Annotated in this window: 17 protein-coding genes and 2 pseudogenes; 7 read left to right on the top strand and 12 right to left on the bottom strand. The window is 68.8% G+C overall.

Translation table 11 applies throughout. The annotated features are described in order from the left end of the window. Positions 1-93: 93 nt before the first annotated feature. The 4 genes from bioB to AUCHE_RS14255 all read right to left on the bottom strand — a co-directional run bounded on the left by bioB (position 94) and on the right by AUCHE_RS14255 (position 4,957). A complete protein-coding gene (gene bioB / locus AUCHE_RS14270; protein WP_143115219.1) occupies positions 94-1,425 on the bottom strand; it encodes a biotin synthase BioB in 1,332 nt (443 codons plus the stop codon). A gap of 139 nt (positions 1,426-1,564) precedes the next feature. Next, complete coding sequence (gene bioD, locus AUCHE_RS14265) at positions 1,565-2,350, bottom strand: dethiobiotin synthase (RefSeq protein WP_006504033.1); 786 nt, start codon at positions 2,348-2,350, stop codon at positions 1,565-1,567. After that, positions 2,347-3,756 carry an adenosylmethionine--8-amino-7-oxononanoate transaminase gene (bioA, locus tag AUCHE_RS14260; RefSeq protein WP_006504032.1) on the bottom strand — a complete coding sequence of 470 codons (1,410 nt, stop codon included), beginning with the start codon at positions 3,754-3,756 and terminating at the stop codon, positions 2,347-2,349. The genes bioD and bioA overlap by 4 nt, the downstream gene beginning before the upstream one ends. Positions 3,757-3,847: 91 nt before the next feature. Next, positions 3,848-4,957 carry an SGNH/GDSL hydrolase family protein gene (locus AUCHE_RS14255; RefSeq protein WP_006504031.1) on the bottom strand — a complete coding sequence of 370 codons (1,110 nt, stop codon included), beginning with the start codon at positions 4,955-4,957 and terminating at the stop codon, positions 3,848-3,850. Positions 4,958-5,251: 294 nt separating this feature from the next. Here AUCHE_RS14255 and AUCHE_RS14250 point away from each other — a divergent pair, with 294 nt between their 5' ends. The 6 genes from AUCHE_RS14250 to AUCHE_RS14225 all read left to right on the top strand — a co-directional run bounded on the left by AUCHE_RS14250 (position 5,252) and on the right by AUCHE_RS14225 (position 13,287). Continuing rightward, positions 5,252-6,193 carry a COX15/CtaA family protein gene (locus tag AUCHE_RS14250; RefSeq protein WP_006504030.1) on the top strand — a complete coding sequence of 314 codons (942 nt, stop codon included), beginning with the start codon at positions 5,252-5,254 and terminating at the stop codon, positions 6,191-6,193. 241 nt (positions 6,194-6,434) lie between these two features. Beyond that, a complete protein-coding gene (locus tag AUCHE_RS14245) occupies positions 6,435-7,652 on the top strand; it encodes an acetyl-CoA C-acyltransferase (RefSeq protein WP_006504029.1) in 1,218 nt (405 codons plus the stop codon). Between the two features lie 41 nt (positions 7,653-7,693). Beyond that, on the top strand, positions 7,694-8,539 hold the full coding sequence (locus AUCHE_RS14240; RefSeq protein ID WP_040322782.1) for a 3-hydroxyacyl-CoA dehydrogenase family protein: 846 nt from the start codon (positions 7,694-7,696) through the stop codon (positions 8,537-8,539). An 88-nt stretch (positions 8,540-8,627) separates the two neighbouring features. Further along, the gene (gene paaZ / locus AUCHE_RS14235; protein WP_006504027.1) at positions 8,628-10,775 is read left to right on the top strand and encodes a phenylacetic acid degradation bifunctional protein PaaZ; all 2,148 of its coding nucleotides are present in this window, start codon (positions 8,628-8,630) and stop codon (positions 10,773-10,775) included. Between the two features lie 267 nt (positions 10,776-11,042). Then, the gene (locus tag AUCHE_RS14230) at positions 11,043-11,981 is read left to right on the top strand and encodes a hypothetical protein (RefSeq protein WP_040322727.1); all 939 of its coding nucleotides are present in this window, start codon (positions 11,043-11,045) and stop codon (positions 11,979-11,981) included. A 229-nt stretch (positions 11,982-12,210) separates the two neighbouring features. After that, a complete protein-coding gene (locus AUCHE_RS14225) occupies positions 12,211-13,287 on the top strand; it encodes an NAD(P)H-binding protein (protein WP_006504025.1) in 1,077 nt (358 codons plus the stop codon). A gap of 9 nt (positions 13,288-13,296) precedes the next feature. On the opposite strand, the gene AUCHE_RS14220 is transcribed toward AUCHE_RS14225, so the two are convergent. Together AUCHE_RS14220 and idi are read right to left on the bottom strand one after the other, a co-directional pair. Further along, a complete protein-coding gene (locus AUCHE_RS14220) occupies positions 13,297-14,031 on the bottom strand; it encodes a CPBP family glutamic-type intramembrane protease (protein WP_040322726.1) in 735 nt (244 codons plus the stop codon). Beyond that, positions 14,028-14,660, bottom strand: a complete 633-nt coding sequence (gene idi / locus AUCHE_RS14215) for an isopentenyl-diphosphate Delta-isomerase (RefSeq protein WP_006504023.1) — start codon at positions 14,658-14,660, stop codon at positions 14,028-14,030. The genes AUCHE_RS14220 and idi overlap by 4 nt, the downstream gene beginning before the upstream one ends. A gap of 330 nt (positions 14,661-14,990) precedes the next feature. On the opposite strand from idi, the pseudogene AUCHE_RS17960 reads away from it, so the two are divergent. Next, positions 14,991-15,227: pseudogene (locus tag AUCHE_RS17960) on the top strand (MarR family transcriptional regulator); the annotation flags it as partial. Between the two features lie 279 nt (positions 15,228-15,506). Here the strand turns inward: AUCHE_RS17960 and AUCHE_RS17955 are convergent. The 6 genes and pseudogenes from AUCHE_RS17955 to AUCHE_RS14185 form a co-directional block, all read right to left on the bottom strand. Continuing rightward, positions 15,507-15,626, bottom strand: a pseudogene (locus AUCHE_RS17955) (hypothetical protein); the annotation flags it as partial. Next, positions 15,626-16,117: a pyridoxamine 5'-phosphate oxidase family protein gene (locus tag AUCHE_RS14205; protein ID WP_006504021.1), complete on the bottom strand. Its 492-nt coding sequence runs from the start codon at positions 16,115-16,117 to the stop codon at positions 15,626-15,628. The pseudogene AUCHE_RS17955 and the gene AUCHE_RS14205, both read right to left, overlap by 1 nt. A 203-nt stretch (positions 16,118-16,320) precedes the next feature. Further along, positions 16,321-17,901 carry a carbohydrate-binding protein gene (locus tag AUCHE_RS14200; protein ID WP_006504020.1) on the bottom strand — a complete coding sequence of 527 codons (1,581 nt, stop codon included), beginning with the start codon at positions 17,899-17,901 and terminating at the stop codon, positions 16,321-16,323. 526 nt (positions 17,902-18,427) lie between these two features. Then, on the bottom strand, positions 18,428-19,345 hold the full coding sequence (locus AUCHE_RS14195) for a type IV toxin-antitoxin system AbiEi family antitoxin domain-containing protein (RefSeq protein WP_006504019.1): 918 nt from the start codon (positions 19,343-19,345) through the stop codon (positions 18,428-18,430). A gap of 214 nt (positions 19,346-19,559) precedes the next feature. Then, positions 19,560-20,219, bottom strand: a complete 660-nt coding sequence (locus tag AUCHE_RS14190; protein WP_006504017.1) for a TetR/AcrR family transcriptional regulator — start codon at positions 20,217-20,219, stop codon at positions 19,560-19,562. Between the two features lie 55 nt (positions 20,220-20,274). Next, positions 20,275-21,636, bottom strand: a complete 1,362-nt coding sequence (locus tag AUCHE_RS14185; protein ID WP_006504016.1) for an AMP-binding protein — start codon at positions 21,634-21,636, stop codon at positions 20,275-20,277. Between the last annotated feature and the right edge of the window lie 388 nt (positions 21,637-22,024).

The raw sequence follows: 22,024 nt of genomic DNA, 5'->3' as shown, positions 1-22,024 counted from the left end.
GGATCAGACCCGCACCCCAGAAGAGTCCACGGACGCCCGGCCGTCTGCGCCCCGGCAAGTGAGCCGCCCTCCCCGAGGAGGACGGCCCCCGGCTCAGGCGTTCGGCGGCAACTCCGTGCCGACACCACGGCGACGAACCTGCACCGACGGCGGCTCCGTCCCGACCGAGACCGGGACGGGCCCGGACACCGGCTGACGGCTGGGGCAGTCCTTCGGCGGTTCGACAACCGCAGCCTCCCCACCGCCGTGACCGTGCCCAGGTCCGTGCCCATGTCCGTGGTCATCGCCGGGGGAATGCCCGCCGCCTCCGCAGCTGCCCGACCCACCGCAGGAACCCGACCCGCCGCACCCGCCGCCCTCGGCGCTGCCACAGGTCTGCCCCACCACGTGGGCGTGCCCCTCGGCCACCCCGTGCACCTGACCGTGCGCCGCAGCCGCGGCCGCCTCCAGGATCTCCTCCGGAGTGCCACCGCCCTCGATGGTGAACCCGAGGTCGGCGATCATCTGCAGGTCGGCCGCACCCGCCTGACCCTCCGAGGTGAGGTAGTCGCCCAAGAAGATCGAGTTCGAGATCTCCAAGGCCAAGGGCTGCAACGACCGCAGGTGGTATTCACGCCCGGCGGCGGCCCGCACCTCCGTGTCCGGGTGCACGAAACGCACCATCGCGAGGATCCGCAGGCAACGCTGCGGGGTCAACGCCAGGTGCCCCTGCAACGGGGTGCCCTCGAAAGGCAGCAGGAAGTTCACCGGCACCGAGTCCGCGCCGATCTCCCGCAACGCGAAGACCACGTCGACGAGCTGCTCGTCGCTCTCCCCCATCCCGGCGATCAGCCCGGAGCAGGCCGACAACCCGCCGGCGTGCGCGGCCTCGACCGTGGCCTCCCGGTCGGCATAGGTGTGCGTGGAGCAGATCTCCTCGTACGCCGACTCGGCCGTGTTCAGGTTGTGGTTGTACGCGTCGGCGCCGGCCTCGTGCAGCCGCCGGGCCTGATCCTGGGTGACGAAACCGAGGCAGGCGCACACCTCCACCTCGGGGTTGTCCGCCTTGATGCCCTCGATGATCCCGGCGACCTTCTCGACCTCACGGTTGCTCGGGCCACGACCGGACGCGACGAGACACACCCGCCGGGCGCCACCGGCGACACCGGCCGCAGCCGCCGCCGACGCCTCGTCCTTGCCCAGCCAGCTGTACTTGAGCACCCCGGCCTCCGAGCCGAGCGACTGGCTGCAGTAGTGGCAGTCCTCCGGGCACATGCCGCTCTTGAGGTTGATCAGGTAGTTCAGCTTCATCCGACGTCCGAAATGCTTGCGACGCACCTGGGAGGCCGCCGCGACCAAGGACATCAGGTCGTCGTCGCCGCTGGCCAGCACGGCCATGGCCTGCTCACGGGTGATCGACCGGCCGGCCAGCCCGGCCTCGACCATCGCGGTGAGGTCCAGTGTGGGCCCGTCGTGCTGCAGATCGGCCGTCTCGGAGGTACCGGTCGTCTCGGTCACATCGAGGGTGGTCATGGTGCTCACCTTTCGTCGACGGTCGCCGGGATGCGGCGGTCCGGGTGTCGGTTCATGCCAGTGCCTGCCGTTCGTCGGCCCGTACGGGCAGATCGACATAGGTCAACGGGACGGTCTCAGCGGCCTCCCGCACCCGTCCAGGCGACTCACCGACCCCGGCGGGAACGGTGAAAAGAACTGGTGCATCGCAGAAATCACTGATCTCTTCGAGGTTGCAACGCTCGGCGAGACGGTCCGGCCCGGCCAAGGACTGCGCGTCGGGCACCGCCCCGATCACCAGCCCGCTCAGATCGTGCCCGCGCCCCCGGATCGCCCGACAGGTCAACGCGCTGTGGTTCAACGTCCCCAGACCGGCCCGCGCCACGACCACGAAACCGGTCGGCACGCCCCGGCAGCGCAGCGCGTCGGCCAACTCCAGCAGGCCACGGCCCGCGTCGTCCAGACCCACCAGCACGCCCCCGGCGCCCTCGACGAGCACCGAATCGTGGGCCCGGGCCAGATCGGCGATCCGCCGGGCGTGCTCGGTCACCGCAGGCAAGGAGATCCCCGCCCGGCGGCCCGCCGTCGTCGGCGCCAACGGCTCAGGAAGTCGGACGTACTCGTGGCAGAGGCCGGACGGAAGACCCGCCAGCCGCTCCACCACCTGGACGTCACCGTCGACGGACTCCGGAGCCAGGCCCGTCTGCGCGGGTTTCACCACGGCCAGTTCGACCCCGCTGCGGTGCAGGGCCGCAGCCAGTACCGCCGTCACCACCGACTTGCCCACATCGGTGTCCGTGCCGGTGACGATGGTGACTCCGCTCCACAGGCTCGGCGAACCTGCCACCCGGGGAGTCACGACGCCCTCCCGGCCAAGGCCCCGACCACGGCACGCATCCCGTGCGCGATGGTCACCAGGTCGGACTCGTCGGCCACATAAGGGGGCATCGCGTACACCAGGTTCCGGAAGGGCCGCAGCCACACCCCGTGCTCCACCGCGGTACGCAAGGCCAGGGGCATGTCCAGGGGAACGGTCAACTCGATCGCCGCCGTCGCACCCAGCACCCGCACGTCACCCACCGGGGAGCCCGGCGTGCCCGCGCTCTCGGCCAGCGGCGCCAATTCACGGCTCAACACGTGGGCGGCCCTGCCCACCAACGGTTCCCATGCGCCGTCGGCCAGCAGGCCCAAGGACGCCAAGGACACCGCGCTGGCCAGCGGGTTACCCATGAACGTGGGGCCGTGCATCAACGCCCCGAAGGGTCCTCGCCCGATCTCCGCGGCGATCTCGTCCCGGGCGAGCACCGCCGCCTGGGTCATGTACCCCCCGGTGAGGGCTTTCCCGACGACCAGGACGTCCGGGACGACCTGGGCCCATTCGCAGGCGAACAGGCGCCCCGTCCGGCCGAAACCGGTGGCGATCTCGTCGGCGATCAGCAGAAGTTCGTACTCGTCGGCCAGTTCACGCAGGACCGACAAGGCCGCCGGCGCCCACGACCACATCCCGCCGGCGCCCTGCAGGATCGGCTCCACCACGATCGCCGCCAGGACGTCCCGGTGTCCGTGGATCAGTTCCCGCGCCCGGACGGCCCACTCCACCATCTCGGGGTCGTCGGCCGGCGTCGTGAACGACGGCGGGCGCGGCAGGAACAGCTGGGCGGGGATGCTGTCCGCGAAGGCCGCATGCATCCCCCCGTCGGGGTCGCAGACACTCATCGCGCCCAAGGTGTCGCCGTGATAGCCGCCGCGCAGTGCCGCGACCTTCGTACGAGCCGCCCCCTCGGAGCCGCTATGCCCGGACGGCCCGGTGGCGGACGTCCGCCCCGCAGCGCGGGTGAGGGCCAACTGGCGGGCCAGCTTCAGCGCGACCTCCATCGCCACGCTGCCCGAATCGGCCAGGAAGACCCGGCCGAGACCGGGCGGGGCCATCGACACCAGGGCTTCGGCCAGGGCCACCGCGGGTTCGTGGGTCAGCCCGCCGAACATGACATGGCTGAACCGAGCCGCCTGCGCGGCGAGCGCCTCGTCCAGCACCGGGTTGCGGTAGCCGTGGATGGCGCACCACCAGGAGGACATGCCGTCGACGACGTCGTAGGTGGTGCGTCCGTCGCTGAGGGTGAGGCGGGTCCCGGAGGCGGCGTTGACGACGTACAGGGGGCCGGGGTCGACCGTGGAGGCGTAGGGGTGCCAGACCCGGGTGCGATCGCGGAGGACCAGGTCCACGGCCGTGGGGTCGGCGGATACCGAGGCGGATCGGTCGTGCATGCCGGGGACGATACCAGCCGAATTGAACCATGTTCAGGAGACGAACGTCCCAGAATGCCCGATCAACCCGCGCGGCGGGGCTACTCGTCGATCACAATTTGACCGCGTGATCGCCCAAGGCGGAGAGCACCGCCTCGGCGAGCAGTTGATGACCGGCGGCACCGGGGTGTTCACCGTCGGGGGCCAACAGGTCGGTGGTGTCCTGGCTACCGTCCCCCTTGAAGGCGGCGTAGGCGTCGGCGTAGAGCGCCTGGTGGTCGGCGGCGCTCTGCGCGGTCATCTGGTTGATCCACCGGGTGAGGTTGTCGCTACCGGTGACGAACTCTTTGCCGTGGGCGCGGCCGACCTCGCCGTCGGCGTAGACATTCCAGTAGCCGAGGACGACGACCTGCGCGCCGGGGCGCTGCTGGAGTGCCTTCACCTTGGTGAGGATCGTGTCGAGGTTGGCGCGCATCGTCTTGGCCGTGTCGGCGTAACAGGTCGAGTTCGCCGCGTCGCGGCACTCGGCCAGGAAGGCGTTGTCCGCCTCCTCGGAGAAGTCGTTCGCGCCGATCTGCACAAGGACGAGGTCGGACTCCTTGACCTTCTTCTGCACTTCTTCCTCGGCGAGCTGGTCGAGGACGTCCTGGGAGAAAGCCCCCGGGTAGGCCTCGTTGGCGATGTCGACAGGACGGCCGTGCCGGTCGCCGAGCCGTTGGGAGACCATCTCGGTGTAGTTCATGCACCCGCAGGCGAAACCGGAGCCGACGGAGTCGCCCAGACCGACGACCTTCAGGGGGCCGCGCGGGTTGGCGGGGTCGGGGGCGAAGGGCACCGGGAGCGCGTCGGGCCTGGGCAGGATGGGGACCGCCACCGAGGGCGCGTTCGGTGCGGCCTGGCCGGCCTCCGGGTTCGCGGTCGGCGGGGCCACGGGGGGTGAGGCCGCAGGGGGCTGCGGGACGGCGTGTCCGGCGCCTGCCGGGTCGGCGGGGTCGCTGGGTGCTGCGGCCGGGAGCGGGGGGACGTCGTGGTGACCGGCCAGGGCTTCGGCGGCGAACTTCAACGGTTCGCGTCCTTGCTGGACCTCGTTCGCGGCGAGGATGCCTCCGGCGAGCGCGCCGAGTCCGACGACGGCAGCGGCGGCGAGGCGGGCGACCGAACGCGATGTCGAACGGTGTGGGTCGCGGTGGGCGCCTGCGGCCCGACGACGGTCACGGGTCATATCGGAAGGTTCCCGGACGAAGCTGTCAACGACGCTCTCTTTCCTCTGTGCTGATTGTGGGCGGTTGTCTGGACGTTCCCGCATGTGCGCCTTATCGGCACATCCTGACTCATCCCAACCTTGAGGCCCATTCACCTACGACTACCTCCGTCATGGCATGACCGTCCACCGACGAAAACCCGAAAACACCACCAAAAACACGAAGTTACAGCGAGATTCACCTACCGTCTGAATCGGGCGCTGCGCGCACCCTCCGTTCCGAGTTCATCGAGCATCCTCGACCAGGAGCATCGCATGACCACCGAGCCACGTCTGCCCGTATCCCATACTCAGCGGACGGTCTTCCGGTTGGCCACCCTGGCCACCCTGATGGCGGTCGTGATGGGGTCGGTCGTCTGCGCCACCGAGTCCGGCGCGGCCTGCCCCACCTGGCCGGGCTGCCACCCCGGGCAGATCGCGCCCCGGCCGGACGACCTGAACCCGCTGATCGAATTCACCCACCGGGTCGTCGCCATCGCCGCAGGTCCGCTCATTCTCGCCGCGGCCGGGCTGTCCTTGCAACATCACCGTCGCGAGTCCCTCGTCCGGGTGCTGCCGTGGGTGGCCCTGGTCGGGGCGATCGCAGCCGCGCTCTTCGGCCGCCGGGTCGTGCTGCACGGGCTTCCTCCCGCACTGGGCGTCCTCGACCTGGGGCTCTCCCTGACCGCCCTGATCGCCATCACCACGGCGACCGTCGCGGTGAACCGTTCCCCCTATCTGACCGTCCGCCATCGCACCGCCCGGTGGGGGTGGGCCGGGCTGGCCGTCCTGGTCGTCATGCACACGTCGGGGATCCCGGTGGCCGGGTCGGGGTCGTTCACCCGTTGCATGGGGTGGCCGATCTGGCGGCTCATCGACACCGATGCCTTCCCGGCGGTGCAGGTCGCGCGGATCGTCCTGGCCGTCCTGGCCACCGTCCTCATCGTCGCCGCCGTCGTCGCCGCCTGGGACCGGGCCGACCTGAGGCCTTGGGCGGCGGCGCTCGTCCTCGCCTGGGTCGTCGAGCTCGTCACCGGCCTGGTGATGGGCGGGCAACGGCTCAGCGCCGGTGGGGCCGCCCTGTACTCGACGGCGGCGGTCACCATCGTGTGGACCCTCACCGTCATCACCGCGAAAGCCACCGTCGCCCCGGTCCGGGCGTCCGACGGCGGTTCCGTACCGGACAGGCAGGGACGTCCCCGCGTCATGTACGGCTGAACCGGCTCCCCGGCGGCAGCTCCCCGGCGTCCGCGCCCTCGACCGTGCACCGGCGCGCACCGGCGACGGACGGATCCGCCCGACGCACCGGGCAACCTCTCGTCCACCCCACGCGTGTCCTTCCCGCCACCGCCGGGCCCGCTCTGCCAACCTGCTACCGAACCGTCGGTCATATCGGTGACCCCGCAGCCGCGCCCCACCACACCTGACCGTCGTCCCGGAGCCGAGGAGCCACCCCGCCATGACCGAAGCCTTCCTCGTCGGCGGAACCCGCACCCCCGTCGGACGTTACGGCGGCGCACTGGCCCCCGTCCGACCCGACGACCTCGCCGCCCTCGTCGTCGGCGAAGAACTACGACGCACCGGGGCCGACCCGTCCACCGTCGACGAGATCATCCTCGGCAATGCCAACGGCGCCGGCGAGGAGAACCGCAATATCGCCCGCATGGCCTGGCTGCTCGCCGGACTGCCCGACAGCGTGCCCGGACTCACCGTGAACCGGCTGTGCGCCTCCGGGATGTCCGCCATCGCCATCGCCGCCGACATGATCAGAGCCGGATCGGCCGACCTCGTGGTCGCCGGCGGAGTCGAATCCATGTCCCGAGCCCCCTGGGTACTGGCCAAACCCGCAACCGCCTACAGCAAACCCGGCGAGATCGCCGACACCTCGATCGGCTGGCGATTCGTCAACCCCCGCTTCCTCGACGGCGAACTCTCCCGGGACGGCACCACGACATACTCCATGCCCGAAACCGCCGAAGAACTCGCGACCCTCGACCGGATCAGCCGCGCCGACGCCGACGCCTTCGCCCTACGCAGCCACCGGCGAGCGCTGGCCGCCGTCGAAGCCGGACGGTTCACCGCCGAGATCGTCCCCGTCGACGTCCCCGGACGCCGCGGCACCATGACCACCGTCACCGTCGACGAAGGACCCCGGGACAGCTCACCGGAAGCACTCGCCTCGCTCCGCCCCGTCGTCCGACCCGACGGGGTCGTCACCGCGGGAAACGCCAGCTCCCTCAACGACGGCGCCACCGCCGTCCTCGTCGCCTCCGAACGGGCACTACGCACCCACCGGTTGACACCCCGCGCGCGGATCGTGGCCACCGCGTCCGCAGGAGTGCCACCGCCGGTCATGGGCATCGGACCGGTACCGGCCACCCGTCGCGTCCTCGACCGGGCCGGATGGCAGCTGCGGGACATCGGCGCGATCGAACTGAACGAAGCCTTCGCCACCCAGTCCCTGGCCTGTCTACGTCGGCTCGGGCTGGCCGACGACGACCCCAGGGTCAACGCCGACGGCGGCGCCATCGCCCTGGGACACCCGTTGGGCAGCTCGGGCGCACGGATCACGGTGACCCTGCTCGGCCGGATGGAACGAGAAGGAGCCCGCCGTGGGCTGGCCACGATGTGCGTGGGTGTCGGGCAGGGGACGGCGCTCCTGCTCGAACGGGCGTGACCGGCATGGTCTGTCCGAACGTCCGTACGAAAGGTTCCCCGATGAGTTCACTCCCCACCCGCGTCGGTGTCCTCGGCGGCGGCACGATGGGCGTCGGCATCGCCCACGCCTTCCTCGTCAAAGGGTGCGAGGTCGTCGTCGTCGAACGTGACCCGGCCGCCGCGGCGACCACCGGGCAGCGGATCGACAAGGCCCTGTTCGCTTCGGTGGAACGCGGGCTGCTCGACAACGCCGAACCGTGCACCGAAGCGGTCACCCTGACCACGGAGATCCCCGACCTGTCCGGGTGTGCCCTGGTCGTCGAGGCCGTCCCGGAGATCCTCGAGGTGAAGGTCGAGGCCCTGCGCGCCGCGGAAGAGGCCATCGCCCCGGAGGCCTTCCTCACCTCGAACACCAGTTCCCTGTCGATCAGCGAGCTCGCCGAACGGCTGGACCGCCCCTCGTCCTTCTGCGGTCTGCACTTCTTCAACCCGGTGCCCTCCAGTTCACTGATCGAGGTCGTCGTGGGTGCTCGGACCGCCCCCGAACTCACGGAGGCTGCACGGGGTTGGGCGTCCGCGCTGGGCAAATCGGCGATCGTGGTGACCGATGCGCCCGGCTTCGCCTCGAGTCGACTGGGTGTGAACCTGGCGTTGGAGGCGATGCGGATGCTCGAAGAAGGGGTGGCCAGCGCCGCCGACATCGACCGGGCGATGGAAGAGGGGTACAAGCATCCGGTCGGTCCTCTACGGACCACCGACATCGTGGGCCTGGACGTCCGCCTGGGCATCGCGGACTATCTGCACGCCACCTTAGGTGAGCGGTTCGCCCCACCGCAGATCCTGCGGGACAAGGTGTCCCGTGGCGAGCTCGGCCGTAAGACCGGCAAGGGCTTCTACGACTGGTGACCCGGCCCGACCTGGGCTGCTCCCCCTCTTCCCTCTGCTCTCCCTGCTCCCCCTGCTCCCGACGTACGACCCGAAGGGAATCACCCCGATGACCACGAGCGCACCGTCGACGATCCGCACCGTCCGCAGCTATCTCCGGGACGCCTGGTGGTCGCCGGACGACGAGGCCGGGCTGGACGACATCCGGGACGCCTCGACCGGGGAGGTCGTCGCCCGGGTGGGGGCCGACGGAGCGGATATCGCCGCCGTCGTCGACCACGCCCGTACCGTCGGCCAGCGCGCGTTGGGTGAGCTGACCCTCCACGAGCGAGCCCTGAAGATGAAGGAATTGGCGCTCTTCCTGTCCGATCCGGCGCGGAAGCAGCAGCTCTACGACGTCTCCTTCGCCACCGGCGCGACGAAGGTCGACAATCTCATCGACATCGACGGCGGCATCGGCGTGCTCTTCACCATGTCGAGCCGGGGCCGCCGCGAACTGCCCAATGCGAATGTCGTCCTGGACGGGCCGACCGAGCAGCTCAGCAAGGACGGCAGTTTCCTCGGCACGCACGTGTACACCCGCATCCCCGGGGTGCTCGTGCAGATCAACGCGTTCAACTTCCCGGTGTGGGGGATGTTGGAGAAATTCGCCCCCGCGTTCATCGCCGGGGTGCCCTCCATCGTGAAGCCCGCCCCGCAGACCGGTTATGTCGCCGAAGCGGCCGTCCGGCTCATGCTCGACTCGGGTCTGCTCCCGGAGGGTTCGCTGCAGTTGGTCTGCGGCGGCGCGGTCGACTTCCTGAACCACCTGGACCACCGGGACGCGGTGCAGTTCACCGGTTCGGCCGCGGTCGCCCGTCGGTTGCGGGCCCACCGCGCCGTCGTCGAGGACGGGGTGCGTTTCACCGCGGAGGCCGACTCGTTGAATGCGGCGATCCTGGGCCCGGATGCCACCCCGGACACCCCGGAGTTCGCGGCCTTCGTGAAATCGGTCGCCGTGGAGATGACGGCCAAGGCCGGGCAGAAGTGCACCGCGATCCGTCGGGTCATCGTCCCTCACGGGCAGGTCGCGGCGGTCGCCGAAGCCGTCGGTGCCGCACTGGGCCGTCGCGTGGTCGGGGATCCGCGGGTCGAGGGGACGACGATGGGTACGCTGGTCAGCGCCGAGCAGCGGGCGGTGACGGCTGAGCGGGTGCGTCGGATGGCCGCTGCGGGCGGCGAGCTGGTGTGGGGGCAGATCGACGACGGCGGGGGTGGGTGCGACAGGGACGGCGAGAACGACAGGGACGGTAGGAACGGCGGGAACGGTTTCATGACGCCGAAGCTGTTCAGCTGGGCGGAGGGCGACAACGCCGTCCTGCACTCGGTGGAGGCCTTCGGTCCGGTCAGCGGCATCGTCGGCTACCAGGATCTCGACGAGGCCGTCGACCTGGCCGCCCGCGGAGGCGGTTCGCTGGTGGCGACGGTGTGCACCCATGACCCGGGCACGGCCCGCCGGCTCGTGTTGGGGATCGCCGCACATCACGGACGGGTGCTGACCCTCAATCGGGAGGATGCGAAGACCTCCACCGGGCACGGTTCGCCCATGCCGACGTTGACCCACGGCGGGCCGGGACGGGCCGGTGGCGGTGAGGAGCTCGGTGGGAAACGCGCCATCCTGCACGCCATGCAGCGCACAGCTCTGCAGGGGTCACCGAACATGTTGACCGCGATCACCGGGGTGTGGCATGTCGGTGCCGACCGGCGTTGCGCCGGAGATCCTGCCTACGGCGGTTCTCCTGAGGAGACACATCCTTTCCGTAAGTCATTGGCGGACCTGCGGATCGGGGACGCCTACGCGTCGCCGCTGCGGCGGGTGGCGTTGGAGGACATCGCGGCGTTCGCGGAGGAGACGGGTGACACCTTCTATGCGCACACCGATGAGGAGGCTGCGGCTGCGAATCCGTTCTTCCCGGGGATCGTCGCCCACGGTTACCTGCTGGTGAGTTGGGCTGCCGGGCTCTTCGTCGACCCCGAGCCGGGGCCGGTCCTGGCGAACTACGGCCTGGATTATCTGCGCTTCATCACTCCGGTCGCTGCGGGCGACTCGGTGCGGGTCACGTTGACGGCCAAGCGGATCACCCCTCGTGTCACGGACGAGTACGGGGAAGTCGCCTGGGACACGATCCTGCACAACCAGCGCGGCGAGGTCGTGGCCACCTACGACGTGCTGACCCTCGTCGCGAAGACCTGGCCGGTGGCGTCCGCTCGCGGTTGATCCCCGGCCCCATCAGGGCCTTCGGTCGACTGTCAGCACTTTTCCTCGACTGCCAGCCGTGACGAAACCCGTGGTCAGTTAAAGAAAAGTGCTGACAGTTGAGGGGGTCCGGTGCAGAAATGTGGCAGCCGGTGGCGGACGACAAAGAGGTGGACGCCCCCGCCACAGTTCGCGCGTCGATTCCACAGGCTTCCCCCCGTCACAGGATGTCCACAGGGCGTGGACTCGCGGCTGCCCTCGCGACGTCCCGGAACGCACGCTGAGCCCATGTTCGATGCCTTGCTCACTCTGCTCACCCACCGAGGTGACCGCTCCCGCGCTCAGCTTCTCGGCCAAGGTTTCACCGAAGCTACCCTCACGGCGGCACTCCGACGTGGCGACATCATCCGAATCGGACGAGCCACCTACGGGATTCCACGCCCAGACCTCACGCCCGAGCAACGCCACGCCCGGCTCGCGCAAGCCGTGCTGCATCGGTCAGCCGGCACGGCGGTGCTCAGCCACCACAGCGCTTTGGCCGTCGTCGGACTGCCGCTGCACGGGGTGCCCTTCGGTGTCGCTCACCTCACCGCGACACGCAGCTCCCACTATCGGCGACGTAGCGACCATGTGCGGCACGCTGCCGACTTCTCGTCCCGAGACACCGGCTTCGGAACAAAGGAACAGGTGAGCGTAGGCGCAGCTCTGGTACAGACCGGTCTGCGATGGGGTGCGCAAGCCTTGCTTCCCAGCGCTGATGCCGCGCTGCGTCGTGGGCTGGTGACCGAGGACGATCTTCATGAGGCCGTCGCCGGTTATACGCACAGCCCGGGCATGGCGGAGGTTCGTATGGCCGTCGCGAGCATGGACCCGCTGGCCGAGTCCGTCGGAGAGAGCCTTCTCCGCTGGCAGTTGAATCTCCTGGGCTATCGAACGATCTCGCAGGTAGATGCGGGTTTTCCGGGTCGGGGTTATCGCATCGACCTGGTGGTCGAGGACACACGCCTCGCGCTGGAGTTCGACGGTGTGTCGAAGTACGGATTGGATGACGCTGTCACGACTCCTCATGAGCGGGCTGCGCGGCTGCGTGCGGAGAAGTCTCGGGACGAGGACTTGCTCAGCTGTGGTTGGTATGTCGTCCATGTGACCTGGCCGGAGTTGTTCCGTCCCCAGGTGATCGCCGATCGGGTGGCAGCTGGCCTGTCCTGGTGCGCCCGGGCCGTCTGAACTGTCCGAGCTCACTGGCAGCGCTTTTCCGCGTCCTCCGCCCGTGATCGTCCAGGGCGCCAGTTCAGGAAAAGAGGTGTCAGTTGGCTGCGGCGCCAGTGAGGGCGACGACGTAGGGGCTCGCCCGGTTCGCCTACGTTGCCCCTCGTCCTGCCCAGGCCCGCCCCCACGTGACCCATTTCTCCTTCGACGGTGGAATGAAAAAAGGCCACACGGGTAAGAAACCGCCATGCGGATCCTCGTGACCGGCGCCACCGGATACATCGGCACCCGCCTCGTCCCCGAACTGCTCAACAGAGGGCACCAGGTTCGAGCTGCCTACGGCCACACCGACCCTCCCCCGCTCAGCTGGGCCGACCGGGTGGCATGGACACCCCTGGACGTCACGGCCCCCGACAGCGTCGCCGCCGCCGTCACCGACGTGGACGCCGTCTTCTACCTCGTGCACGGCCTCGGCCGGAACGACTTCCGACGCGCCGACCTCCTCGCCGCCCAGACCACCGCGCAGGCCTGCGCCGACGCCGACGTGCAACGCATCGTCTACCTGTCGGGCATCGTCCCCGACGTCCCCGCCGACGAACTCAGCGAACATCTCAGCTCACGCCTCGAAGTCGAACAGGCCCTCTCCGCCGGGACCGTCCCCTCCCTGACCCTCCGCGCAGCAGTGATCCTCGGTGCCGGATCGACATCCTTCGAAGTCATCCGGCAGATGTCCGAACACCTTCCGGTGCAGCCCATCCCGACCTGGATGTGCTCCCAGGTGCAGCCGATCGCCGTCTCGGACGTCGTACGGCTACTGGGAGACGCCGTCGAAGGCGACCACACCGGCCACGTCGACATCGGCGGCCCCGAACGCTGCACCTACCCCGAGTTGCTGCGCCTCTACGCGGCGGTCTCCGGGCTGCGCCGGGTACAGGTGACCGTGCCGATGCTGCCCGAATCCGCGGTCGCCCGACTCTCAGGGCTACTCACCCGGGTTCCCGCACCGGTGGTGGAGGCCCTGGTGGGATCCCTACGGCACGACATGGTGGCCACCCCCGGTGAGATCGACCGGATCGCAGCACAGCCACGACCACTGGTCGGGATCTCCGAGGCGATCCGCCGGTCGTTACGTGACCCCGATGTCTCACCGGACGGCGCCGAGACAGACGCAGACCCGCTGGCGGCGTCGGTCGCGGACCCGCCGTGGGCCGGAGGTTTCGTCGGCCTGGACCGGTGGGGAGTGGCCGTGCACCGGCCGACCCATTGGTGGAGCCGCCTCACCTTGGGCGTCCGGGAAGCCGGATCCCGGGAGGAACTGTCGTGACCTCGACCGTCACAGGACATCCCCGAAAAGGGACAGCGCCGGCGGCAACAGAAAAAGCATGCCCACCGACCAGGTCAGATGGGTGATGATCGGCCCGAGCACCCCGCCGGTGACCCGCCGTTGCAAACCGACCACCAAGCCCAATGCCGCAGCCGCGAAAGCCAACAACGGGATACCGGCCGCCGCGGTGACCACCGTGTAGACGACCGTCGTGACGGCGAGCGCCGACCGGCCGCCCACCGCGGGGTAGAGAGCGCCTCGGTAGAACAATTCCTCCGCGATCCCGTTGACGACGGTGATCGCCAGGACCAGCGGTAACGATCCCGATCGGGCGTGGTCGAGCAGTTCTTCGACCGGGTCGCGCAGCAGTGGCAGCTGAGCGACGACGCCCGCCCCGCCGATGAAGACCCCCAGCAGCAGCACCCCCAACAGCAACGGCTGCACCACCGGACGACTGGTGCCCGTCCGACGCCGATGAGCCCGGCCCAGACGCAACGGCCCCGACGCGAGGGCGCCGACGACATAGGTGCCGGCCAGGGCCAAGGTCGCCGGGTAGAAACGCGGGTCGCCGGCGGGGATCCGCAGGGAGTACGCGACCAGGGCGACCGCCACGACCAAGGTGAGCGCGGTGACGACCCGGCGTCGGGAACCCTTGTCCTCCTCACGAGTCCGAGGAACCGGTTCGTAGAGCGCTGCGACGAGGAAGTCCCGGACTTCCCGCACCGGCGCACCCCATCTCGTCATCCGTCCTCGCCCCGGGTCGTGCCTGTTCGTCCCGCCACCGGTCCCGGACGGCCGCGGCGGCCGAGGCTCGGACCGTCCACCCGGAGAGCGGCCGACGCCGCGTCCAGGTCGAGGAGCGCAAGCTGGCGGACGCACCACGGGCTCAGCACGAAGGGGGTGGAACGGGCGATGACCTGCACCTCCGCCGGTTCCGCCCAGGCGGTTTCCTCGATCTCCGCAGGGTCGGGGGTCAGATCGCCGCGGGCACGTCCGACGAACACCGGGCACAGTTCGTATTCGACGATGCCGCCGGCGTCCACCGCCCGGTAGGTGAACTCGGGGAGCACACAGGTCAGCTGGTCGATGTCCAAGCCGGTCTCCTCGAAGGTCCGACGTAGGACGGCGTCAGCGACCTGCTCACCCGGGCGAGGGTGGCCACAACAACTGTTCGACCACACTCCCGGCCAGGTCCTCTTGGACAAGGCCCGGCGGGTCATCAGCAGACGCCCTTCTCCGTCGAGGAGATACACGCTGAACGCGAGGTGGAGAGGTGTGTCGGCGCCGTGGACGAGGAGCCGGTCGGCGGTTCCGGCAGGTTGCCCGTCCGGTCCGATCAACACCACCTCGTCGGATTCGATCTGTCGGGTCATGGCCTGTCTCGTCGGGGAAAGTGGGCTTCGTCGGCGGACGCGTTCGGCAGGTGCTCTCGATCCCGGCCAGCCTAGGCATCTTGTGGGGCCGTCGGAAGATCCGGCCGGGAGTGTCGGACGACCGGCCCACTTCCCACCGCGGTGAACGGCTGCCCGCCTCGTACCATCGAGGAGGACAGGCATCGTCGCTGACCGGATGGTCGTCGACGCTCGTGGAGGGAGTGGGTCGGGGTGCAGGCCGGGCAGACGGTCGGAGCCGACGACGCAGCCGGCGACAGGGATGACGACAGAGACGGCGGGAGGTCGCAGGCCCAGGAGATCACCGGGTCGATGCGGGCGCTCTCCATGGAGACGATGCGTTATGTCGACGACGTGGCGCGCCTCTTGGGGCATCATCGCAGTGATATCGCCGCGATCGGTGCCCTGGTCGGCGCGGAACGTCGCGGCACTCCCATGACTCCCAGCGTCCTGGCTCACGAGATGAGCCTGTCGTTGGCGGCGGCCACCGCGCTGGTGGACCGCCTGGAGCGGGCGGGTCATCTCCGTCGCCGCCGTCATGTCGACGACGGGCGGAAAGTTGTTCTGGAACTGACCGATCGGGCCCGGGAGACCAGCCGGTTCATGTTCCTCCCGTTGGCTGATCGGATGCGCGCGCAGTTGGCGGGTTATTCGTCCGAAGAACTCGACGTGGTGGCGCGGGCGTTGGCTGGTCTGTTGGCGGCTGCCCGGTCGGCGCGGCCGCCGTCGGCGGGTGTTCCCGGGTTTGACGGGTGCAGTGGTGTCGCCGGTGTCCCTGGGCCCGACGGTGGAGCCGGGTCCGACGGTGGAGCCGGGTCCGACGGTGGAGCCGGGTCCGACGGTGGAGCCGGGTCCGACGGTGGAGCCGGGTCCGACGGTGGAGCCGACGCCGGCACGAACGGGGGTTCTGCTTCTGGTTCCGGCGTCGGTTCCGGCCGCGGGGGCGATTAGGGCAGGTCGACGGTGTCGTTGCGGCCTTCGGCTCGTTGTCCGGTGACGGCGCTGCGGACGATGTGCATGAGCTGGCCGATGCGTCCGCCTGCGCCGTCGTCGCTGCCGCCCCAGTATTCGGCGGAGTCGGCTTCGATGTGGATCAGGATGTTGTTGGGGTTGTCGGGCCCGCCTTCCATGAAGAGGTCGGTGAAGGTGTTCCAGTACTCGTGGAGTCTGGCGGGGTCTTCGACGACGCGGGCTCGGCCGGACACGCTCACCCAGGTGTTCTTCCCGGCGTAGGAGACGTTGACCTGGGGGCGGGCGGTGATGGCTCGGACCTGGTCGGAATCGCGTTCGGCGATGAACCACAGGTCGCCGTCGAATTCGACGTCCTGGGTGGACATGGGGCGTGCGAGGAGTTTGCCGTCGGCGTCGACGCTGGTGAGCATGGCTGTCTTGAGGTCTTTGATCATCGCGGCGATCTTCTGGACGTCGTGGTCGGACATGTGGTCTTCTCCTCGGTCGGGGGTCGCGCGGTCGTCCCTTCTCTACCCCGCGGTCCGGGAGTCATTCGGTTGTCGAAAGATCTGTCGGGGGTCGGTCGCCTGCGCCTCCTTCTGGCAGCACTTTTCCCCGTCTTCCACCTGTGTCGAATGACGGGGGAAGACGGGGAAAGGTGATTTCAGTCAGCAGTTCCGGCTGCGGTTCGCTACGGCCTGAACGTCCGGCCGTCGGCGATCTGGTATCCGTCCAGGGCGAGGACGTCGTGGCCTGGCGACACATTCGCCTCGACGGTGAGGGCGTGGATGCCCTGGTTGCAGACGATGCGGCCGAGTTCGTCCTGGTACTTGACCGGCCCTGAGGTGTCCAGTTGTTCGCCGGGGGTGCTGCCGTCGACGTACACGGTCGCCTTGGCTCCTCGGGGGAGTCTGGTGCCGCGGATGGCCACGATCCCCTGGCCGTCCTCGACGTTCACCGTCGTCGTCCAGCGGGCCTTGTCCTGGTAGGTGACCAACGCCGTGCCGTGCAGATAGGACGGGTGGTTCACGAAGTGCCAGTTCTTGTCCGCGCCGACACCGGTGATGTCGATCGGGGGCGGTGCCAGGTGCACGACGGTCGAGGACACGGCGCTGGTCCGCCCGTCAGGCCAGATCGCGTTGACCCGCACCTCGTACTTCTCGCCGAAGTCGCCGCGGAAGGTGGCACTCGTCAGTGGGGTGGATGGGAACCAGAGTTTTTCCGGACCGTAGACGCGGCTGCCGTCCGGGCGGAGCGTCAGCTGGGCGTAGGTCACCCGGTAGCGGGTGCCCAACGGTCCGTGCGAGACGTCCCAGGAGACTTCCTGCGTGGGTTGCGTGAAGTTGAGGTCTCCGGTGGAGATCCGGTCGACGCTGCCCATCCGGTCGGTGCCCGGCCGCGGTATCACCTCGAGGGAGTCCAGCGCGAGCGTCCCTGCCGACGTGGATTTGATCGTCACGACGTGGGTGCCGGCCGGGAGGGGCACTGTTGTCAGGCGTCGACGGTAGGGATCTTTCGTGTTCGGCGCGTCGGTGGTGGTGGTGAAGGACTGTCCGGGCCTTCCGTCCACCGAGATCTCGGCCGTGCCGCCTTGTGCGAGGAGGGTTCCTTGCACGGTCAGTGTCGAGTCGACGGCGGCTGTCACGGTCTGGGTGATCGTCTCCCCCGCCCGATAGGTGACGGCCGCGGTTCTGCCGAAGTATTCGGGGTGTTCCACCAGGTGCCAACCGGCTGAGGCTTTTCCTGTTCCGGAGGGGAGGTCGATCGCATTCGTCAACTGGACGATGTGTTCTCCTTGGGCAGTTTCTCCGGTGAGCAGGTCATGGCCGATGACTCTGAATCGGTAGATGTCTCCGAAGTCTCGGTGTATTCCCAGCGCGCGAGTCGTCTTGTCGCTCATCGGGTATTTCTCGTCGGGGCCGAAGGTCACTTTCCCGTCCTGGCCCATGGTGCCTTTCGCCCACATCAGGGTGTAGTCCCATCCGGTGAGTGCGGTGTCTCCTCGGACGGCGCTCCACAGCATGGTCACGATGGGTGTGTGCTCGTAGTTGACTGCTCCGATCTCGATCTTCACCGGCGTCGATGTCGGTGCGGCCTGCGCCGGGACGACCACGGGTGCCGTGGCCAGGTTCGAGGCGGCATTGTCCTCGGCGGCGGGGTTGAGCATCCGGCCGGTGGGGGTGAGGTCGGCGGCCTGCGCTCCGACGGTCGTCGAGAGGAGGAGCCCGCCGAGAAGACAGGCGGAAAGACGCACAGAAATCCGACGGGACATGACAGGAATCTCCTACCTTTGACGAAGAGAAAAGGGGAGGACAGCGCGGAAGGGATCCCCCTCTGCATCCTTTATTTCGGGTGCAGAAAAACCGTATTCCTGCCCCATCTCAGTGTCATCAGTTGTTCTCAAGCCGTGATCGATTCAGGTCATACCGTGACCAGCTATCCCTTAACGCTATTCGCCTGTGACCGTATCGCTACCGAGAAAAATATTCGCCGCACTATGCAATGACTTTTCGCAGAAAGATATAGCCGGTGGGGTGCTGCGTCCGCTCCGTGTTCGTGCCGGTGAGCGTACGGCCGGGGCGTGCCGCCGGTCCGGCTGTGGACGACGGCACCGGGCGGCCGAGGATGTGATCGCACCCGTCATGACTGGAAGCCTGTTCTGGTCACTGCACGCCGCAGATGTCACGGCTCCCAGTCACCAGACCAGGACCCCAGCAACCACAACAGGCTTCCAGTGGCCCGCCCCCAGCCCCTCAGCTCAACCCGCAGCGCCGGACCCGCCCCGGAGTCAGCCGGGGTCATCGACCCCCCACCGCAGCCCGCGCCTGCCAGGCCAGAGCCGCCCGGACACGACGATCGACGACTTCAGCACGGGACAGATCCGGCCAGGTCAGATGGACGACAGACCACCCTGCAGCCTGCAGGTCCTCGTCCCGGGCCTTCTCCGCACGGAGGTCAGCAGCAGAGCCGTACTTGCCCATTCCATCGAATTCGACAGCCACTCGGGTCTGCTCGATCACCAGGTCAATCCGGTAGCCGCGTCCGGCAGTGTGCACCACCACCTGGGACCTGGTGCGGTACCCCAGCCGGAAGAGCAACCATCTCAACAGGCTCTCGCCAGGGGACTCCGCCGACGGATCGACCTGCGCGAAAGCAGCCCGCACCCCGCGCAGACCCGGGCAACGACGGTAGTCCTCGATGGCCTCGGCCAGTTGCGTCATGGTGACCAGGCCCCGCCCCAGCGCGACATCAGCGGGAACCAGGAAAGACTTGGGACCCCAACGAAGTCCGGTCTGCACCAGGGCATGGTGCAGACCGACCCGAGAGCCGCCGTCCGTTCCCACTGTCGACGGATCGGCGGCATGCAGCACATGGTCGCTGCGTCGCCGCCGGTAACGTCCTGCCCTCGACGTCAGATACGCCAGTTCGTACGGGACGGAATACAGCGGCAACCCGGCGTCGGCCAGAGCACTGTGATGGCTGAGCAATGCCGAGCCCCGATATCTGCGAAGCACTGCTGCCGCGAGTCGGAGGTGTTCTTCTTCGGGGGTGAGCCCGGTGATGGCTGTCCCGTACCGGCCGTGGCACAGCCGGACCAGCTGCCCGCCGCCGAGGAGAGCGTGTAGACGTCGGCCGTCGACACCCAGTGCGAGGAGTTCGGTTCTGGTGAAACTGTCGCGCCGGGCCAGGGCGGCCAGAAGATCGTCGTCATGCATCCGTCCAGACTGCGTCGGTGAGCGTACGGCCGGGGCGTGCCCCCGGTCCGGCTGTGGACGACGGCACCGGGCGGCCGAGGATGTGATCGCACCCGTCATGACTGGAAGCCTGTTCTGGTCACTGCACGCCGCAGATCTCACGGCTCCCAGTCACCAGACCAGGCCCCCAGCAACCACAACAGGCTTCCAGTGGCCCACCCCCAGCCCCTCAAGCTCAGCCCGCAGCGCCGGACCCGCCCCGCAACTCGGCAGAACCTGGGCCGCGCGCATCCAAACCGTGGAAGACCATGGCGGCCAGCGCGTCCGCCACGACCTCGGCGTCATGCCCGCCGTCCGGCCGATACCACTCCACCAGGGAGTTCACCGTCCCGTACACGAACCGGGTGATCAGCAGGGCATCGGCGTCGGCCCGCAGAGCCCCCTCCTCGGGCGCAGCCTCGACCAAAGAGGCGAAACGCAGGTCGAACCGACGACGCCGCTCCAGGGCGGCCCGTTCCACCTCGGTGTTCCCCCGCACTCGGAGCAACAAGGTCACATAGGGGAGCTCGTCGTGCAGCACGTGTACGGCGCGGCGCACCACGGCCTCGAGCCTCTCCCGCGCCGTCCCGGGCGCCGAGATCTCTTCCTCGAAGGCAGATTCCAACGCGCACAAGGCCCGATCGCAGGCTCGTTGCAGCAGGTCTTCCTTACTGTTCACGTGGTAGTAGATCCCGGCCTTGGAGATGCCGAGGTTCTCTGCGAGCACCCCCATCGAGGTGCCTTCGTATCCGTGTCGGTTGAAGACCTCGACAGCCACGGCGAGGATCGATTCTCCGTCGTAGCCAGGTCGTTTGCGGCGCGCGCCCAGCACGCCGGGTTCGGGGCTCGTGATCACCGGTTCATTCTCCCTCGCGCGTTCCGGCAGGTGGACGGGGGTGGCCGGTGCGACGTCAGTCGTCGGACAAGTGGCGGTTGTCGTAGATCCGGCGAAGTTTGCCCATCGAACGGGGAAGCGCCCCGGGGTCGGTGACGGTGACCTGGGCGGACGATCCGATCCGCGATTTGACCAGATGTTGCAGCTCACGCGCTGCAGCGGCGGCTGCGTCGTCGGAGGCGTCGGGGCGCCGTTCGATGTGGATGGTGAGCTCGTCCATCCGGTGGGGGCGGGTGAGTTCGAGCTGGAAGTGCGGGGACAGCGCGGGCAGGGTGAGCGCGATCTCCTCGATCTGGGTGGGGAAGAGGTTGACGCCGCGCAGGATGATCATGTCGTCGCTGCGGCCGGTGAGTCGCCCGATCCGCCGGTGTCCGGGGCGTGCGGTGCCGGGCAGGAGCCGGGTGAGGTCGTGGGTGCGGTAGCGGATCACGGGCATAGCGACCTTGGTCAGGGAGGTGAAGACGAGTTCGCCTTCGCGGCCGTCGGGGAGGACCTTGTCGTCGGCGAAGGGGTCGATGATCTCGGGGAGGAAGTGGTCCTCCCAGATGTGCAGTCCGTCACGGGTTTCGGCGGATTCGCCGGCGACGCCGGGTCCCATCACCTCGGAGAGTCCGTAGATGTCGCTGGCGGTGATGTCGAATCCGTCCTCGAGTTCGCGGCGCATCTGGCTGGTCCAGGGTTCGGCGCCGAGCACACCGATCTTGAGTGCGGTGGCGGCGGGATCGAGGCCTTCTTTGCGCATCTGGTCCATGACGGCGAGCAGGTAGGTGGGGGTGCACATGATGACGCGCGGCTTGAAGTCCTCGATGAGTTGGATCTGTTTCTCGGTCTGTCCGCCGGACATGGGGACGACGGTGCAGCCGAGGCGTTCCGCGCCGTAGTGGGCGCCGAGTCCGCCGGTGAAGAGGCCGTAGCCGTAGCTGATCTGGACGAGGTCGCCGGCGTGTACCCCGGAGAGCCGCAGGCAGCGGGCGACGATCCCGGCCCAGGTGCGCAGGTCGCCTTCGGTGTATCCGACGACGGTGGGCAGGCCGGTGGTGCCGGAGCTGGCGTGGACGCGGCGTACGTCGGCCATGGGTACGGCGAAGCTGCCGAAGGGGTACGCCCCGCGCAGGTCGCTCTTGTCGGTGAAGGGGAACTTGGCGAGGTCTTCGAGCTCACGCAGGTCGTCGGGGTGGACGCCGGCCGCGTCGTATTTCGCCCGGTACATGGGCACGTTGTCGTAGGCGTGCCGGATCGTCCAGGTCAGTCGTGCGAACTGGAGTTCGCGCAGCTGGTCGACGTCGTGGAGTTCTTCGGGGTCGGGGCGGTCCGGGTCGAGGTGGGCGTCGGTGTCGACGAGCCTGGGCGGTGTCGGTGGCGTGGTCTTCACAGACATCGGCCTTCCTGGGTGCGGGTGTCCGGTGGTGGGATGAGGCCGCGAGCTGTTCCGGTTGCGGGGCTTTTCCCGGTCGGTCGACGACGGCTGCCTGGGTGGCACCGGATGTTCGGTCAGCTCAGCGGATGTGGCGGTCGGTGTCCAATGTCGTGGCGGAGGGAGGCGTTCGGCGGTGGGTCGGTGCGTCCGACGGGCCGGGCCTGCGCGGTGAGTGTGTTGTGGCGTTCGTTGAGCGTCCTGCGCGGTGGCAGCCGGCCCGCTTCGACGGCAGGCGCCCTGCGGCAGGCGTTGCGTCCGGTTCTCCTGCCGACTGCCCGTTATGGTCAACCGTCCGCTGACGGCCCCGCCCACCGATGGCTCCGTCCGTCCGGCATGACACCGGCGTCGA

It is taken from the genome of Austwickia chelonae NBRC 105200 (assembly GCF_000298175.1).
GTDB lineage: Bacteria > Actinomycetota > Actinomycetes > Actinomycetales > Dermatophilaceae > Austwickia > Austwickia chelonae.
The sequence above is the reverse complement of the archived record's forward strand: the minus strand, read 5'-3'. Positions and strand labels throughout refer to the sequence as shown.

Coding starts and splice junctions, on each gene's coding strand:
- bioB (WP_143115219.1), bottom strand. CDS start 1,425: ATGGTCGAGGCCGGGCTGGCCGGCCGGTCGATCACCCGTGAGCAGGCC.
- bioA (WP_006504032.1), bottom strand. CDS start 3,756: ATGCACGACCGATCCGCCTCGGTATCCGCCGACCCCACGGCCGTGGAC.
- AUCHE_RS14255 (WP_006504031.1), bottom strand. CDS start 4,957: ATGACCCGTGACCGTCGTCGGGCCGCAGGCGCCCACCGCGACCCACAC.
- AUCHE_RS14250 (WP_006504030.1), top strand. CDS start 5,252: ATGACCACCGAGCCACGTCTGCCCGTATCCCATACTCAGCGGACGGTC.
- AUCHE_RS14245 (WP_006504029.1), top strand. CDS start 6,435: ATGACCGAAGCCTTCCTCGTCGGCGGAACCCGCACCCCCGTCGGACGT.
- AUCHE_RS14240 (WP_040322782.1), top strand. CDS start 7,694: ATGAGTTCACTCCCCACCCGCGTCGGTGTCCTCGGCGGCGGCACGATG.
- paaZ (WP_006504027.1), top strand. CDS start 8,628: ATGACCACGAGCGCACCGTCGACGATCCGCACCGTCCGCAGCTATCTC.
- AUCHE_RS14230 (WP_040322727.1), top strand. CDS start 11,043: ATGTTCGATGCCTTGCTCACTCTGCTCACCCACCGAGGTGACCGCTCC.
- AUCHE_RS14225 (WP_006504025.1), top strand. CDS start 12,211: ATGCGGATCCTCGTGACCGGCGCCACCGGATACATCGGCACCCGCCTC.
- AUCHE_RS14220 (WP_040322726.1), bottom strand. CDS start 14,031: ATGACGAGATGGGGTGCGCCGGTGCGGGAAGTCCGGGACTTCCTCGTC.
- idi (WP_006504023.1), bottom strand. CDS start 14,660: ATGACCCGACAGATCGAATCCGACGAGGTGGTGTTGATCGGACCGGAC.
- AUCHE_RS14205 (WP_006504021.1), bottom strand. CDS start 16,117: ATGTCCGACCACGACGTCCAGAAGATCGCCGCGATGATCAAAGACCTC.
- AUCHE_RS14200 (WP_006504020.1), bottom strand. CDS start 17,901: ATGTCCCGTCGGATTTCTGTGCGTCTTTCCGCCTGTCTTCTCGGCGGG.
- AUCHE_RS14195 (WP_006504019.1), bottom strand. CDS start 19,345: ATGCATGACGACGATCTTCTGGCCGCCCTGGCCCGGCGCGACAGTTTC.
- AUCHE_RS14185 (WP_006504016.1), bottom strand. CDS start 21,636: ATGTCTGTGAAGACCACGCCACCGACACCGCCCAGGCTCGTCGACACC.